This is a genomic window from Paraburkholderia kirstenboschensis, assembly GCF_032806925.1.
In the GTDB taxonomy this organism is placed as follows: Bacteria; Pseudomonadota; Gammaproteobacteria; order Burkholderiales; family Burkholderiaceae; genus Paraburkholderia; species Paraburkholderia kirstenboschensis.
This window is the reverse complement of the sequence record NZ_CP136512.1, coordinates 1,472,819-1,486,641: the sequence shown is the minus strand read 5'-3', so window position 1 is coordinate 1,486,641 and position 13,823 is coordinate 1,472,819. Positions and strand designations below refer to the sequence as shown.

The window sequence follows — 13,823 nt, the reverse complement described above, 5'->3', positions numbered from 1 at the left end:
CCATGCGTTCCCGCCCGTATGAAATCTGACGATCAGCGTCCGAGGCCGCCCATCATCATGTATTTGAGTTCGGTGTATTCATCGAGCCCGTACTTCGATCCTTCGCGGCCGAGGCCCGATTGTTTGACGCCGCCAAACGGCGCGACTTCGGTGGACAGAATCCCTTCGTTGATACCGACCATGCCGCTTTCGAGCGCCTCGCCCACGCGCCATGCTCGCGCCAGATCGCGCGTATAGAAGTACGCCGATAGCCCGAACGGCGTTGCGTTGGCGGCGGCGACGGCTTCGTCCTCGGTCTTGAAACGAAAACACGCGGCTACCGGTCCGAAGGTCTCTTCCTGGGCAATCAGCATTGAACTGGATGCGTCGACAAGAACCGTCGGCTCGTAAAACGTGCCGCCAAGCGCGTGCGGCTTTGCGCCGGTCAACACCTTCGCGCCCTTCTGCAACGCGTCGGCCACATGCGCTTCGACCTTCGTCAGCGCGGCCTGATTGATCAGTGGCCCTTGTTCGACGTCGCCTTGCAACGCGTTGCCCACGCGCATCTTGCGCGCCGCCTGCGCGAGCGCCAGCGTGAACGCATCGTAAATGCCGTCCTGAACGTAGAAGCGATTGACGCACACGCACGTTTGTCCCGTGTTGCGGAACTTGGATGCCATCGCGCCTTGCACCGCGGCGTCGAGATCCGCGTCGTCGAACACGATGAACGGCGCGTTGCCGCCCAACTCCAGCGAGAGCTTCTTCAACGTATCCGCCGACTGCTTTGCGAGCAGCTTGCCCACGCGCGTTGAGCCCGTGAAAGAGAGCTTGCGCACTACGTCGGATTCGGTGAGCGCGCCGCCTATCGCGACGGCATCGCCGGAGATCACGTTGAACACCCCGGGCGGAATGCCCGCCTTGTCTGCCAGCACGGCCAGTGCAAATGCCGACAACGGCGTTTCCTCGGAGGGCTTGAGCACCATCGTGCAACCGGCCGCCAGCGCGGGACCGGCCTTGCGCGTGATCATCGCGAGCGGGAAATTCCACGGCGTGATGGCCGCGACTACGCCGACCGGTTCGCGCGTCACGATGATCTTCGCGTTCGGATTCGGGCTCGGAATCACGTCGCCATATGCGCGCTTCGCTTCCTCGGCGAACCATTCGAAGAAACTCGCCGCATAGCCGACTTCACCGCGCGCTTCGGCCAGCGGCTTGCCTTGTTCGCGAGTCAAGAGCTCGGCAAGCGCATCGCGATGCTCGAGCATCAACTCGCCCCAACGCTTGACGCGCGCGCCGCGCTCTTTAGCCGTCAACGCTCGCCACGCGGGAAACGCCCGTTCCGCGGCGGCAATGGCTTGTGTCGCCTCCGCCGCGCCGCCTTTCGCCACTTGCGCGATGACTTCGCCTGTCGCGGGATTGAGCACGGGATAAGTGCTCGCGCTTTCGTACCACTCACCGCCGATGTAATGCCCTGTCCGGAGAAATTCGTTCATGCCGCTTTCTCCAGCTTCTCGACGAACCCGCCTTGCGCAAGCCTCGGCTCGCGCGCGATGCGCTTGGCTGCGGTGTAGTCGTTGATCAGATCGCACGGCGTGTAGTTGCGTTCGAGCTCGAAGACCTCTTCGTCTGACAGCGCCGTGCCGAGCGCGGCGATAGCGCTGTCGAACTGCGCCGGCGTGTCTACGCCGACCAGCATGCTTGCCACGCCTTCGTGCCTGAGCACCCACGACTGCGCGATCTGCGCCGCGGACACGCCGCGCCGAGCGGCCACGCGCGCCACCGACGCCGCAATCTCGCGCGACACGTCATCGCCATACATTTGCGCGGTGAAAAAGTCAGTTTGATTGCGCGTGGAGTTGGCGTCGCTTGTTAGCAACCCGCGCGCAAGCGGACTGAACACGGACACGCCGACACCCTGATCCCGGCAATATGGAATCATCTCGCGCTCTTCCTCGCGATACGCGAGGTTCAGCTGCAACTGCATGTTGATCGGCTTATGCCAGCCGTTGCGCTCGCAAACCTGCATGATCTTCGCGAACTGCCACGTGTACATGGTGGACACGCCGATATAGCGCGCCTTGCCCGCACGCACAATGTCGTTCAGCGCGCCCATGGTTTCCTCGACCGGCGTATTCACGTCGAAGAAATGCAGCATATAGATGTCGACGTAATCCATCCCGAGGCGCGTGAGCGACCCGTCGATGCCGTCCATGATGTGCTTACGCGAATGACCACCCGCGTTCTGGTATGCGCCCATGTCGTAGCCGACTTTGGTCGTCACGACAATCTCCTCGCGGCGCGCGAGGCGCTTCAGAATGCGGCCGACGACTTCTTCGCCGACGCCCGTCGAATAGAAATCGGCGAGGTCGATGAAATTGACGCCGGCTTCGAGCGCATGGCGAACGATCGGCTCGCTGCGCGCTTCATCGAAAATCCAGGGCTTCCATTGGGGCGTGCCCATGTTCATCGTGCCCAGGCACAGACGCGAAACCTTCAGGCCGGATTGGCCGAGGCGAATGTATTTCATGAAACGTGTCTCCTTGCAGATCGGATACGGCTGCTTTCAATCCACGCCGCGATCAGCGTTGTTTGGGGGTGTAGAACGGGTTCGAGACGTCGCGCGCGGCGGCGAACACTTCGTCACGATGCGGCAGGCCTTTCATCGCCGCGAGGATCCCGTTCCTGCAGGCGCGGTAGTTGTTTTCGAAGACGGCGTCGAGATCGTCGGTCGCGGGATTGACCCAGTTCGCGGACACGACAACCCAATCGTTCTCCGCTTCAGGAGGCAGCGTGCCGTTCTCCAACGACTCCGCCACCGCCTTCGCAATGCCGGCTTGCGACGCGCCCCAGGTTGCGTTGCCATGGAAGTCGCTGCCGATCTGCGCCTTGTTCACGTAGAGCGTCAAAGGCTTGGTCGGCACGCCCGGACGCGCGATCACGACGAACGGTGCGTGACCCGCGGAAGGCGTCGCCAACGCGGTGGCAAACGCCTGGCCCGCCGGACCGTTACGCGGGCCGACCAGCACGTTGATATGCGCGAGGTTCACGCCAGGTCCTTCGAATCCTTCGCCGATGAAAAGTTGTTTGTCCGTCGCTACGCTCATGGTCTTTCCGTCGAGTTGAGTGGATGACCGATTGTGGCGTTCGGCATCCGCGACCATGTATCGATGAGTTTTGATCCCGGGTATGAGGCGAACTCAACTCCGGGTTTGTCCGGACGGCATAGAGAAAGCGGTGAGTTCGCGCAAAGCGCGACGCACACAAAGGTGAGGGTTTTCGGGACTTGCGATGTCGCGCCGTGCAGAACGGCAAAAGGTGAGCACGCGTGAAGAGGTTCTTGCACCATCGACGCCGCGTGGGTTGCGCATCGTCGTCTACCGAGCGAACGAAGAACTACGTTCGTATAGCCGTGAACGATTCTTCGTACAGCCTGGGAACGCCCGCCAGCAAGGGCCAGCGCGGGTTTTGGACATGTCGGTGAGGCGCCACCCCTTCGTGACACTCACCTCGGGTCCGGTGCGCGCGGCGAAGAAACCAGGCTCACCGAAACAAAGCCGAAGTATGTAGACCGCAGGTCCCGGTCTACTTTGCAGATTCCAGATTTAATCTAAAGGTGAGCGTTTTCGGGACCTGGTAGCGGTGCAGAAAAGAGCGGACGCAGCATCACTTCAGCGATGCGAACTACACGACGCCTGTGAAGCGCACCGCGACGCCACCCTACACTTCGATCAGAAAGCGGTCGCGATTCTTGCCCGCGAGCCAGGCAGGCGAGCGCCCGCGGCCGCTCCAGGTCTCGCCGGTTTTCGGGTTGCGATACTTCGCGACCGATGGGGCTTTGCGCGCCACGGTGCGTGTGTTCGCGAAACCGAGCTCCTCGGCGGTCAGGTCGTACTCGGTAATCTTCTGTTTGATGTCGGCGATCGCTTGCGCGACCTCCTTGTCGCGAGCCGCCGCAACTTCCTTGTGAAGCTTTTCGAGCTGAGCGGTCAACTGCTTGTATGAGGCCATCGCGAATGCTCCCGTTGATTGTGGCGAACCGAAGTGCGGACGCTATCAGACAAATAATGCGCCGGATAGAGAGCCCTTCATTGTCCGGCGCTAAAAGTGCGGTCGGTCATCGCCGAAGCACGCGCACTCAATCGTCAATCGCATCGTACACGCGGCGCTCGAAGTCGATTGCCATGGGAAACGGCTCGATCGAACGGCGCTGGATCAGCATGATGCCGATCAGGTCCTCGGCCGGATCGGCGAACCAGCTTGTGCCAAAAGCGCCTGGCCAGCCGAAAGAGCCGGTCGAGCGATAGCCTTGCGGCAGTTGCTGCGCCGGATCGTCGACGATTGACAAGCCGAGGCCGAACCCTTGGCCCGCCCACATCACATGACCGAATGCCGGAAGGCGGCGTTGATCGCGAGTCAGAAAATTCGAGCGCATCAGATCGACCGAGCGATGCGACAGCAAGCGCACGTCGCCGACACGTCCACGCCGCAAAAGCAGCTGCGCGAACTGCAGATAGTCCTGAGCGGTGGAGACGAGCCCGCCACCGCCGCTCTGAAAGCGCGCCGGATTCGCCCAGCGGCTCGCCGACGCATGATCTTCGACCACGCGCCGCCGCGTCTCCGGATCGACGCCATATGCGGTAGCGAGGCGCGGGAGCTGCGGCTTTGGCACCCAGAACGCGGTGTCGCGCATGCCCAGCGGCTCGAAAATGCGCGTGCGGAAAAACTCGCCCAGCGGCATGCCGCTCACTCTCGCGATCAGCGCGCCGAGCACATCGGTGGCGATGCCGTAGTGCCAGCGCGAGCCGGGCTGAAACATCAGCGGCAATTGGGCGATGCGCGCGAGCCACGCGTTCGCGTCGCCGTGCCCATCGACGCCGTTGAACGCCGCCGCGTAGGCTTGCGCCAGCGGGCCGGTCGCGGTGAAGTGGTAAGCGAAGCCCGCGCGATGCGTCAACAGATCGAGCACGGTAAGCGGCGTACGCACAGGATCGGTCTCATCGAGCGGGCCGCCGGGATCGCGCAACACGCGCGGCGCCGACAGCTCAGGCAACCACTGCGCGATGGGCGCGTCGAGAGCGAGCCTATCCTCTTCGATCAGCATGAGAATGGCGGCGCTCGTCACTGGCTTGGTCATCGACGCAATGCGGAACAGCGTGTCGCGCTCCATCGGCAGTTGCGCGGCTTCGTCGCGCAGACCGAGCGCCTCGAAGTAGCCGGTTTCGCCGCGGCGCCAGACTAGCGCCACCACGCCGGCCACATCGCCTCGTTTTACGTAACCCTGCAAGGTGCTCGTCAGGGCTGTCAGCCGAGCTGACGAAAATCCAGCTGGTTGCATGTCGATGTTGTGTCCTGGCTTAAGCGTCGTCGATTGAAGATTATGAAGTGGCAGCGAGGTTAGAGCGCACAGTGCGGGTCAGGCTTTCTGGCGCTCCTCCAACGCCGCGAGTGCGGCATTAAGTCGTTTGATGCGATTGGCCTGTGTCGGCATGCGAACCGAGCCGGAAACCGAATCGATGCGATTACGCCAATACGACAGCGGTATGCGGTCTTCGGCGGAAATGTGCGAAATGACGTGCTCGAGATGTTGGATGTCTTTTTCGAGTTGGTGATGATTCATTCTTTTCCCCGGGATACTCGTTGACTTAATTCGAAACGCAATGAAAAGCACAACTGTGCCGTTTCTAACGTCCATTTCCGTTAGTCGGCAACTTCTTCCTCGCTTCTGCCTTGCGGTCTCTTCATCCGGCAAAAGCTGCTGGTCGCACGCGCTGGCGAACCTCTGAAAACAGAATACTGCCGCGGGATTTCACGTTCCGTTACCTGGCGCACTGACTTCGCTTCAGTGCAAAAAAATACCGTGACTTTTATGGATGTCGATCCATTAAGAATAAGAACCGACGTCGCCAATTAATATGCGCGACGCATGGACATGCGTTTCGCCTTTCAGGCATTAGACGCATATATTTATGACGGCCGTGCACTTTTGAAAAGTGCCTTGGCGTAATAGTTAGCCGCTTGAAGGCCGAAAGCATTTTGATGCAAAAATTATGCGCGACCGGCGTGCGAATTGGGCTACACAGCCCGCACAGGACTTGCGGACCGAAGGCTGTGGAACACTGTAGGACCGCATCCGCAATGGCGCGGCCGCGAAGCCGTCACTTTGCGCGGCAGGCGTAGATCAGGTTGAGCGTGCCATTGTTCGTGGACTGGCGAACCGTGTCGAATGCGCCGCCGCAGCTTGCGGCAGCCTGCTGCGCACAGGAGTCGGAGCCCGCCGGACATTCAACGAGTGTGGTGGCGCGGCCGTCCGGCAAAAACAGCGGCGCGCTGCTGCTGCAACCACCCAGTGCTGTGCTCGCTGCGACGGCCAGCATCACGCAGGCACGGCGCGCGAAGAATGAGAATCTGCGGTTCATGTGAAACCCCGATCACGTCTTGTTTTTGGATCACGCGATTGTGCCACGCGCCAATTGCGCTGCGTGACCCAATGAAGGCCGGCTTTGTCAAATCTCGATGCCGTGCGCCGCAATCTTTTTGTATAGCGTTGCGCGCCCCATGCCGATCTGCGCGGCGGCGTCGATCACACGCCCGCCGTTGACGCGCAATGCATCGCTGAGAAAACGCTTCTCGAACGCCGCCATTGCCTCGTTCCAGGACGACGGTCCCGTCGCCGCATTTCCCGCTTCGCTATCAGCCGGCGGCTGGGCGTCCGGCACGCGCTGTATCGCGCTGAGTCCGCCGCTCTGCCCCGAACCGACAAACGGCGCGAGCGCACGTGCGTCGATCCGTTCGCTGTCGGAGAGCATCACGGCCCGCTCAAGCGTATTGCGCAGCTCGCGCACGTTGCCCGGCCATGCGTAGGCGCACAGCAGGCGCAATGCGTCGTCCTGCAACTCGTAGTGACTGCCGCCGCGCGCCTGCGTCGACAGGTCCTCGAGCATTGCGTATGCGAGCGCTTCGATGTCGGAAGCGCGCTCGCGCAAGGGCGGTGCATGGATCGTCAATACGTTCAGGCGATAGAACAGGTCCGCGCGGAAACGTCCCGCCGCCACGAGCGCGGGCAAGTCGGCGGAGGTCGCCGCGATGATCCGCACGTCGGCGCGAACGATCCGGTTCGAACCGAGCGGCTCAAACTCCTTGTCCTGCAATACTCGCAGCAGCTTGCCCTGCAAGGGCAGCGGCATATCGCCGATTTCGTCGAGGAAAAGCGTGCCGCCGTTCGCCAGTTCGAACTTGCCGACGCGGCCCTTGCGATCGGCGCCCGTGTACGCGCCGGGCGCCGCGCCGAAGAACTCGACTTCGAGCAACGTGTCCGGAATCGCTGCCACGTTCACCGTCACGAGCGGCTGGTTCGCGCGCGCCGAGCCACCGTGGATCGCATGTGCGAGCAGTTCCTTGCCGGTGCCGGTCTCACCCAGCAAAAGAACTGGCGATTCGAGTTGCGCCGCACGGCGCGCCTGGCGCTTGACTTCCAGACTGGCCGCGCTCGTGCCGACAAAGCTGCCAAATGTGTACTTGGCCCGGCGCGCCTGCGCGAGCGACTGGCGCGTCGCGATCAATTCTTCCTGCACGCGCGAATAGTGCGAAAAAAGCGGCGTGAGCGCCTTCAGTTCGTCAAACAGCGCGAAACCGACGGCGCCTACGGTTTCGCCCGCGTCGTCTTTCAGCGGCAGACGTGTGACGACGAGCGGCTCGCGATCCGTTTCGAGAATGTCGAGCAAAATCGGCTTGCCCGTCTTGACGACTTCGCGCATCAGGCTGTTTGGAATCACCGCTTCGCAGTCCCGGCCGATCGCCTGCTCGGGATCCGCAAAGCCGAACCGCGCCGCATACCGCTTGTTGATCCAGACGACGCGCGCCTCGGCGTCGACAATGAACGTGCCTTCGCTGAAGTTCTCGAAAGTGCGGAACAGCGATTCCATTGCGCGGCGCAGGACGTCGCTGTAGGTAGCGGGAAGCCCCGCCCAGTCGTTCATCATGTTGTCGCTGTCTCCGGCTATCGTTGTACTTGTCGCTTGTCTCAATTCGTGGACAAGCTTATCTCAATGAAGAGATCGCCGACAAGCCCGAACTGCAATGGTTCGGCAGTGACGCCGGTGTCCGTGGTGGAATTCGTGTCCCCGTTTGGAGACGTTTAGGTACAATCTGCGGCAACACGTCTCCTGGTTTTGTCCGCTTTGGCCCGGCGCATCAGCGCGCGAGCCGTTGTCGGGCGCATGGCATGGAACCTGCATTCGCGGGCGCCATGCCGTGTCTGGCTGAGACGGCGTACACGTAGAACAAACCAAGCTTCTGGAGACTCAATGTCCTTTGTCATCGTCCTTGCCGCGCTGGCGTTTCTGATGTTCGCCGCGTATCGCGGCTACAGCGTTATTCTGTTCGCCCCGATCGCCGCACTCGGCGCTGTCCTTCTGGTCGATCCGGCCGCCGTCGCACCGGTTTTCACCGGCATCTTCATGGAGAAGATGGTCGGCTTCGTCAAGCTCTACTTCCCTGTATTCCTGTTGGGCGCCGTGTTCGGCAAGGTCATCGAACTGTCCGGTTTCTCGGAGTCGATCGTGGCCGCCGCGATTCGCTACATTGGCCGCTCGCGCGCGAACGCCGTGATCGTCGCTGTGTGCGCACTGCTTACCTACGGCGGCGTGTCGCTGTTCGTGGTGGTGTTCGCGGTCTATCCGTTCGCCGCCGAGCTGTATCGCCAGAGCAATATTCCGAAGCGCCTGATGCCTGGTGCCATCGCACTGGGCGCGTTCTCGTTCACGATGGATTCGCTGCCGGGCACGCCGCAAATCCAGAACATCATTCCGACGACGTTCTTCAAGACGACCTCGTGGGCCGCACCCGCGCTCGGCGTGATTGGTTCGCTCTTCATTATCGTGGTCGGCCTGAGCTATCTTGAATGGCGCCGCCGCGCCGCGATGGCAACCGGCGAAGGCTATGGCACGGAACTCGTCAACGAGCCGGAGCGCGTCGAGTCGAAGCAGCTGCCGCATCCGTTGCTCGCAGTCGCGCCGCTGGTGCTGGTCGGCGTCGCGAACTTCGTGCTGACTCGCTGGATTCCCACGGCTTACGGCACTTCGTACACCGTCGCGCCGGATATCCTTCCGGGCGTTCACACGCCGGTCACCACGACGATCAAGACGGTCGTAGCGATCTGGGCTGTCGAAGGCGCGCTGCTGCTCGGCATCGTCATGGTCGTGCTGACGGCGTTCGGCCGGGTGCGTGAGCGCTTTGCTATCGGCACCAAGGCCGCGGTGGCGGGCGCACTGCTGGCGTCGCTGAACACGGCTTCCGAGTATGGCTTCGGCGGTGTCATTGCCGCATTGCCGGGCTTCCTCGTGGTTAGCGACGCGCTGAAAAGCATTCCGAACCCGCTCGTCAATGCAGCCGTGTCGGTCAGCTCGCTGGCGGGCATTACAGGTTCCGCGTCTGGCGGCATGAGCATCGCGCTCGCGGCCATGTCGGACGTGTTCATCAAGGGAGCGGAAGCCGCGCATATTCCGATGGAAGTGCTGCACCGTGTGGTCGCAATGGCAAGCGGCGGCATGGACACGCTGCCGCATAACGGCGCCGTCATCACGCTGCTCGCGGTGACCGGATTGACGCACCGTCAGTCCTATCGCGACATCTTCGCGGTGACGGTAATCAAGACGCTGGCTGTTTTCTTCGTGATCGCCGTTTATTACACGACCGGGCTCGTTTAAGCGCGAGCTTGCAGGGGACGATGCCGGCCGCCTCGTCGGCATCGTGAGTTTTGATCGGTTATCTTGTCAGCCCGACACTCGAAGCCACCACCGGCGCCCCCCATGAGTTCAACCCCCGCATTCTGGATGATCCCCGGCGCCCCTACGCCGGTCGGCCCGTTTTCCCACGCCACTGAAGCCGACGGCTGGGTTTTCCTCACGGGCCAGATGCCGACCTCGCCCACCGACGACGCCGCACCGCTTCCCGAAGGCGTAGTCGCGCAAACCAGGCGCGTGATGGACAACCTCGTGCTGGTTCTGAAGGGTCTCGATCTCGGCCTGCAACACGTGGTCGCCGCGCGCATCTTCCTGACGGAGTTCAAGCGCGATTACGCCGCGATGAACGAAATTTACCGGGTGTACTTTCCCGCCGACGCGCTGCCGGCGCGAACCTGCATCGGCGTGACCGCTTTGGCGCGCGACGCGCTGGTGGAAATCGACTTCATCGCACGACGGCCCGGCTAATCCGCAACCGTGCGCACGGTCAATGCGTGGACGCTTCGTCGACGCCGTAGTGATCGCACAGAGCCTCGTGCAACGACACGGCGCGCTCGTCCATTTCGGTCGTCCAGCTTTCGCTGTCGTTGCACAGCCGCTGCAACTGCCTGCATTCTTCGACGAACCTCGGCTCCTGCACGATCACGAACGCGCCGCTCGCGCTATGCGCCCAGCCGGCCAACGCCTGCCGGTCTTCTTCATCGACGATGGCGAGTAGCCGCGGCAGATCGTTTTTCAAGTGCTCCTTGAGCATGGAGGTATAACGCGCTTTGTCGTCTGCGGCGAGTGTGAGGTCTGCTGGCACAACGGACCTAGGAGCGGCAGCCGGTGCCGCTTTTCCCTGCACGGCAGGCGCCACCGCGAGCACTGCAGCCTGAAGTTCGCCCAACGAAGCGGGCTTCGACACGTAACCGCTGAAACCGCGCTCATGCCAGCTTTGCGGTTCCTGATTTTCGGCCACTGCGCTGAAGGCAAGCACCGGCACGTCGGCGTCCAGCTTACGCAGCGCGGCGAGGAACTGGTAGCCGTCCATGGCCGGCATGTGGATGTCGGTCAGTACGACGTCGAAACGCGTCCGTTCGAACAAGCCGAGCGCCTGTTTGCCGTCACCGGCGATGGTCGGCGCGCACCCGAGCGTGGCAAGCTGTTCCGCGATCAAGGTTTGAATCAGCGGATTGTCTTCGGCGACGAGGATGGTGAGGCCTTGCAACGCTGGAAGCGTCGTCAGCAAAGGCACTGCCGCGGACGCTGTTGTCGAGGTGGCGCCTGCCGGGGCTGCGGGCACCTCGGAGGCCGCCGCGACGGGTGTGCCCTCGACAGCCAACTCGATGGCAGCCCGGACTGCCGTTCCGCTAAATTCCGTCACTTCGAGCACGCCTTCCCCGCGCATTTGCGGTAGTTGCCGACCCCCTCGCGTCATCCAGACAGCAGGCACCGGCTGCAACGCTCGCAGCGAGGCAATGACATCCAGGTCGTATGCGCCCGAAACGATCAGCGCCTTTGGGCGGTTCGCTTGCAGCCACGCTCGCGCGGCGGCGAGCGCAGGTACGACGTGCGCGCTCCAGCCAAAGTGCTCGAGCCATCGGCCGAGCAGTTCGGCGACCTGGGAATCCTGACACAGCGCGAGCAGCATTCCGCGCTTTTCCACCACGGGCGCCGGCTTTTCATCCGGCGGGGCAGCGAGCGGAATCGATACATTGAATACGCTGCCGACGCCCGCGACGCTCTCGGCCGAAATCGTGCCGCCCATCAACTGACAGAGGCGCGCACAGATCACGAGTCCGAGACCGGTGCTTTCCGCGCCGCGCGACGCACCGGCCTCGCCTTGCACGAACGGCTTGAAAAGCCGCGTGACCAGCTCCTGGGTCATGCCCGGCCCGGAATCCGAGACGCGGCAACTAAGGACCGGACGGCCTTGCGCATCGTCGACAAGGTCAGCTTGCAGCATGATCTTGCCGCTTGACGTGAACTTGAACGCGTTGCTCAACAGATTGTTGACGACCTGCGCGATCCGCATGCGGTCGCCGATAACCGTCCGGTCGAGCGCCGGCGAAGGCAGTGAATAGAAACGGATAGGGCGATCGCCGGCCATAGCCGCATAGGAAAGCGCAATGCTCTCGTACGTATCGAGTAGAGGAAACGGTTCGCGCACCAGAAGCATTTCGCCGGCATCGATCTTGGAAAAGTCGAGAATATCGTTGACGACGCGGCGCAGCGCATCGCCCGCCACATTCAGCGCGGCGAGCCGCTGCGCATGCACTTCGAGCCCCGGCGTGCGCGCGAAGAGTTCGAGATTGCCGAGCAGCGCGTTCAGAGGCGTGCGAATCTCGTGGCTCATCGCGGCGAAGAAGTTGGTGCGGGCGCGCATCATCGCTTCAGACGCCTGTTGCGCGTGTCGCAACTGTTGTTCGAGCGCGTGCTGCGCCGTCACATCGAGAATCGCGCAGAACAACACGTTGTCGCCTGCATAACGAGCGGGCGCGTAGGTGAATTGCAGGAATTGCGCGGGCGCGGCGCCAGATTCTGGCGCCCCGGCTGCCTGCGCATTCGCGGGCATTGGAGCCGCAGGCTGAGATGGCGGCTGCGCCGGCGCGACAAAAGCGGCAATCCGTGCGAACGCGGCGGCCGAAGCTTGCTCCGGTGCCTGCGCGAGAAACTCGGCGGCGATATGCGGCGGCAGCCGGCTTGTGCCGGGCTCGATTTGCAGCAGTTCGGTGGCGAGCGCGTTCGCCGTCAATATCGAATAGTCGCTGCGCCGCACGATGCACAGTCCGATCGGCGTCGCGCTTACCAGAATGTGGTTGAGGGTATCGCTTTCCAGCGCGTGCGAAGTCTCGGCAAACGCGTTGCGCAAGAGCCGCAGACCGAACAAACGCGCGGTCAACGCAACGGCCAGCATGACCACTAACGCAAGGCTGCCGATCACGGCAAGTTGCCAGCCCAGCGCCGCGGCCAGCCCGCCCCAAGGCACGTAGCCGACGAGCGAGCCGAAGCCCGGCATGAGCGGCTCGTAAAAGATCGCGCCTTCGCGGTCATAGTGAAAAACGTGAGGCGGAGTCGCGGCCACTGCGTGTTGCAGCATCGCGCCGGTTTGCGCGTCCAGCGCAGCGGAAGACACAAGAATGCGGCGATCGGGTGCCATGAGCAATGTCGCGCCCGCGCTGCCGGGCGGGGCGATGCGCGCGGCGAGCACAGTGAGCGGAATGCTCGCGCTGATCAGCGTGACAGGCTTGTCGCCCTCGTAGTACGCGCTTACCGCCGAGATCACCGGCGTGTTTTGCAGGGGATCGCGATATGGTCCGACCCACAGGCGCTCACCCTTGCCCGGCACGCGCTTACCGGTTTGCGACTGCAGTTCGCGCTCGATCGTCTCCCTCAGCACACCGGCGAGCGCCGCTTGCTGAGCCGACGTGGCGGAGCGCGCCGCCCCGCTGTTCGGACCGGTCGCGGAAGCCTCCAGCGAAGGCAGGATCACGGTGTAGTCTTCATCGACGCCGATCAGCGTCGCCCGCTGTTCGAGTTCGAACGCCTGTTGCGTGACGAGGGTGGATTGCGCCAATTCGTAAAGCCGCCCCAGTTTGTCGCCGAGTTGCGCGCCCCATGCGGCGCGAGTGGACTGCCCAATGACCACGTCGAACTCCGCGTCGACTCTGTCCACCTTGCCGCGCGCCGCGCCCGTCTGCGCGATCGATTGCTCCACTGCCTCGGGGGCGCGCCGCACGTCAGTTGCGCCGTAGTAATAGTCGAGGGTATATTCGGCGCGCCGCAGGAATGACTCTTCTCGATGCAGCAGCAACGACAGGTCGGTTGCATTCTGCGACGTGAACGTGCGGCGATATTCCAGCTGCTTGAACGCCGCCACCACCGCGATTACCAGCGCAAAAACAGCCACCATCAGCATCAATGAGCCGATTGTCGCCAGGTATACCCGCTGCTGGCGCTTCGCCGTCTTCGCGAGCGACGCGAACGCCTGCCCGAGTGACTCTTGAGTACGATCAAGGATTTTCTGCATCGGATCACATGCGTGCGGTTCGCGCAGGCAGACCACTGCGATCTTTGGCGGACTGCGTCTGCTGGCCTATATCGGCGCAGTGTAGTCGCTTT

The 13,823-nt window shown here is 62.7% G+C and carries 11 protein-coding genes; 2 read left to right on the top strand and 9 right to left on the bottom strand.

Annotated features, from left to right (window positions below; genetic code table 11):
* Positions 1 to 32 precede the first annotated feature (32 nt).
* From RW095_RS15460 to RW095_RS15425, 8 genes are all read right to left on the bottom strand, one after another.
* Positions 33 to 1,472, bottom strand: a complete 1,440-nt coding sequence (locus RW095_RS15460; RefSeq protein ID WP_317019784.1) for an NAD-dependent succinate-semialdehyde dehydrogenase — start codon at positions 1,470 to 1,472, stop codon at positions 33 to 35.
* A complete protein-coding gene (locus RW095_RS15455; RefSeq protein ID WP_317019783.1) occupies positions 1,469 to 2,506 on the bottom strand; it encodes an aldo/keto reductase in 1,038 nt (345 codons plus the stop codon). The genes RW095_RS15460 and RW095_RS15455 overlap by 4 nt, the downstream gene beginning before the upstream one ends.
* A gap of 52 nt (positions 2,507 to 2,558) precedes the next feature.
* Positions 2,559 to 3,083 carry a formaldehyde-activating enzyme gene (gene fae, locus RW095_RS15450; protein ID WP_317019782.1) on the bottom strand — a complete coding sequence of 175 codons (525 nt, stop codon included), beginning with the start codon at positions 3,081 to 3,083 and terminating at the stop codon, positions 2,559 to 2,561.
* 613 nt (positions 3,084 to 3,696) lie between these two features.
* Positions 3,697 to 3,987 (bottom strand): H-NS histone family protein, encoded by a 291-nt coding sequence (locus RW095_RS15445; RefSeq protein ID WP_128584022.1) that lies wholly within the window; start codon positions 3,985 to 3,987, stop codon positions 3,697 to 3,699.
* Between the two features lie 127 nt (positions 3,988 to 4,114).
* Entirely contained in the window at positions 4,115 to 5,314 is a 1,200-nt protein-coding gene (locus RW095_RS15440) for a serine hydrolase domain-containing protein (RefSeq protein ID WP_317019781.1), read from the bottom strand.
* Between the two features lie 78 nt (positions 5,315 to 5,392).
* A complete protein-coding gene (locus RW095_RS15435; RefSeq protein WP_128584024.1) occupies positions 5,393 to 5,596 on the bottom strand; it encodes a hypothetical protein in 204 nt (67 codons plus the stop codon).
* A 538-nt stretch (positions 5,597 to 6,134) separates the two neighbouring features.
* Complete coding sequence (locus RW095_RS15430; RefSeq protein ID WP_317019780.1) at positions 6,135 to 6,395, bottom strand: hypothetical protein; 261 nt, start codon at positions 6,393 to 6,395, stop codon at positions 6,135 to 6,137.
* An 87-nt stretch (positions 6,396 to 6,482) separates the two neighbouring features.
* Positions 6,483 to 7,958 carry a sigma-54 interaction domain-containing protein gene (locus RW095_RS15425; RefSeq protein WP_317019779.1) on the bottom strand — a complete coding sequence of 492 codons (1,476 nt, stop codon included), beginning with the start codon at positions 7,956 to 7,958 and terminating at the stop codon, positions 6,483 to 6,485.
* A gap of 324 nt (positions 7,959 to 8,282) precedes the next feature.
* Here RW095_RS15425 and RW095_RS15420 point away from each other — a divergent pair, with 324 nt between their 5' ends.
* Complete coding sequence (locus RW095_RS15420; protein WP_128598040.1) at positions 8,283 to 9,683, top strand: GntP family permease; 1,401 nt, start codon at positions 8,283 to 8,285, stop codon at positions 9,681 to 9,683.
* A gap of 102 nt (positions 9,684 to 9,785) precedes the next feature.
* Positions 9,786 to 10,187: a RidA family protein gene (locus RW095_RS15415; RefSeq protein WP_027779984.1), complete on the top strand. Its 402-nt coding sequence runs from the start codon at positions 9,786 to 9,788 to the stop codon at positions 10,185 to 10,187.
* 19 nt (positions 10,188 to 10,206) lie between these two features.
* On the opposite strand, the gene RW095_RS15410 is transcribed toward RW095_RS15415, so the two are convergent.
* Positions 10,207 to 13,731 carry a response regulator gene (locus RW095_RS15410; protein WP_317019778.1) on the bottom strand — a complete coding sequence of 1,175 codons (3,525 nt, stop codon included), beginning with the start codon at positions 13,729 to 13,731 and terminating at the stop codon, positions 10,207 to 10,209.
* Between the last annotated feature and the right edge of the window lie 92 nt (positions 13,732 to 13,823).

Bases quoted from the DNA above. Each gene is read 5' to 3' on its own strand.
- RW095_RS15460 (WP_317019784.1), bottom strand. From the start codon at position 1,472: ATGAACGAATTTCTCCGGACAGGGCATTACATCGGCGGTGAGTGGTAC.
- RW095_RS15455 (WP_317019783.1), bottom strand. From the start codon at position 2,506: ATGAAATACATTCGCCTCGGCCAATCCGGCCTGAAGGTTTCGCGTCTG.
- fae (WP_317019782.1), bottom strand. From the start codon at position 3,083: ATGAGCGTAGCGACGGACAAACAACTTTTCATCGGCGAAGGATTCGAA.
- RW095_RS15445 (WP_128584022.1), bottom strand. From the start codon at position 3,987: ATGGCCTCATACAAGCAGTTGACCGCTCAGCTCGAAAAGCTTCACAAG.
- RW095_RS15440 (WP_317019781.1), bottom strand. From the start codon at position 5,314: ATGCAACCAGCTGGATTTTCGTCAGCTCGGCTGACAGCCCTGACGAGC.
- RW095_RS15435 (WP_128584024.1), bottom strand. From the start codon at position 5,596: ATGAATCATCACCAACTCGAAAAAGACATCCAACATCTCGAGCACGTC.
- RW095_RS15430 (WP_317019780.1), bottom strand. From the start codon at position 6,395: ATGAACCGCAGATTCTCATTCTTCGCGCGCCGTGCCTGCGTGATGCTG.
- RW095_RS15425 (WP_317019779.1), bottom strand. From the start codon at position 7,958: ATGATGAACGACTGGGCGGGGCTTCCCGCTACCTACAGCGACGTCCTG.
- RW095_RS15420 (WP_128598040.1), top strand. From the start codon at position 8,283: ATGTCCTTTGTCATCGTCCTTGCCGCGCTGGCGTTTCTGATGTTCGCC.
- RW095_RS15415 (WP_027779984.1), top strand. From the start codon at position 9,786: ATGAGTTCAACCCCCGCATTCTGGATGATCCCCGGCGCCCCTACGCCG.
- RW095_RS15410 (WP_317019778.1), bottom strand. From the start codon at position 13,731: ATGCAGAAAATCCTTGATCGTACTCAAGAGTCACTCGGGCAGGCGTTC.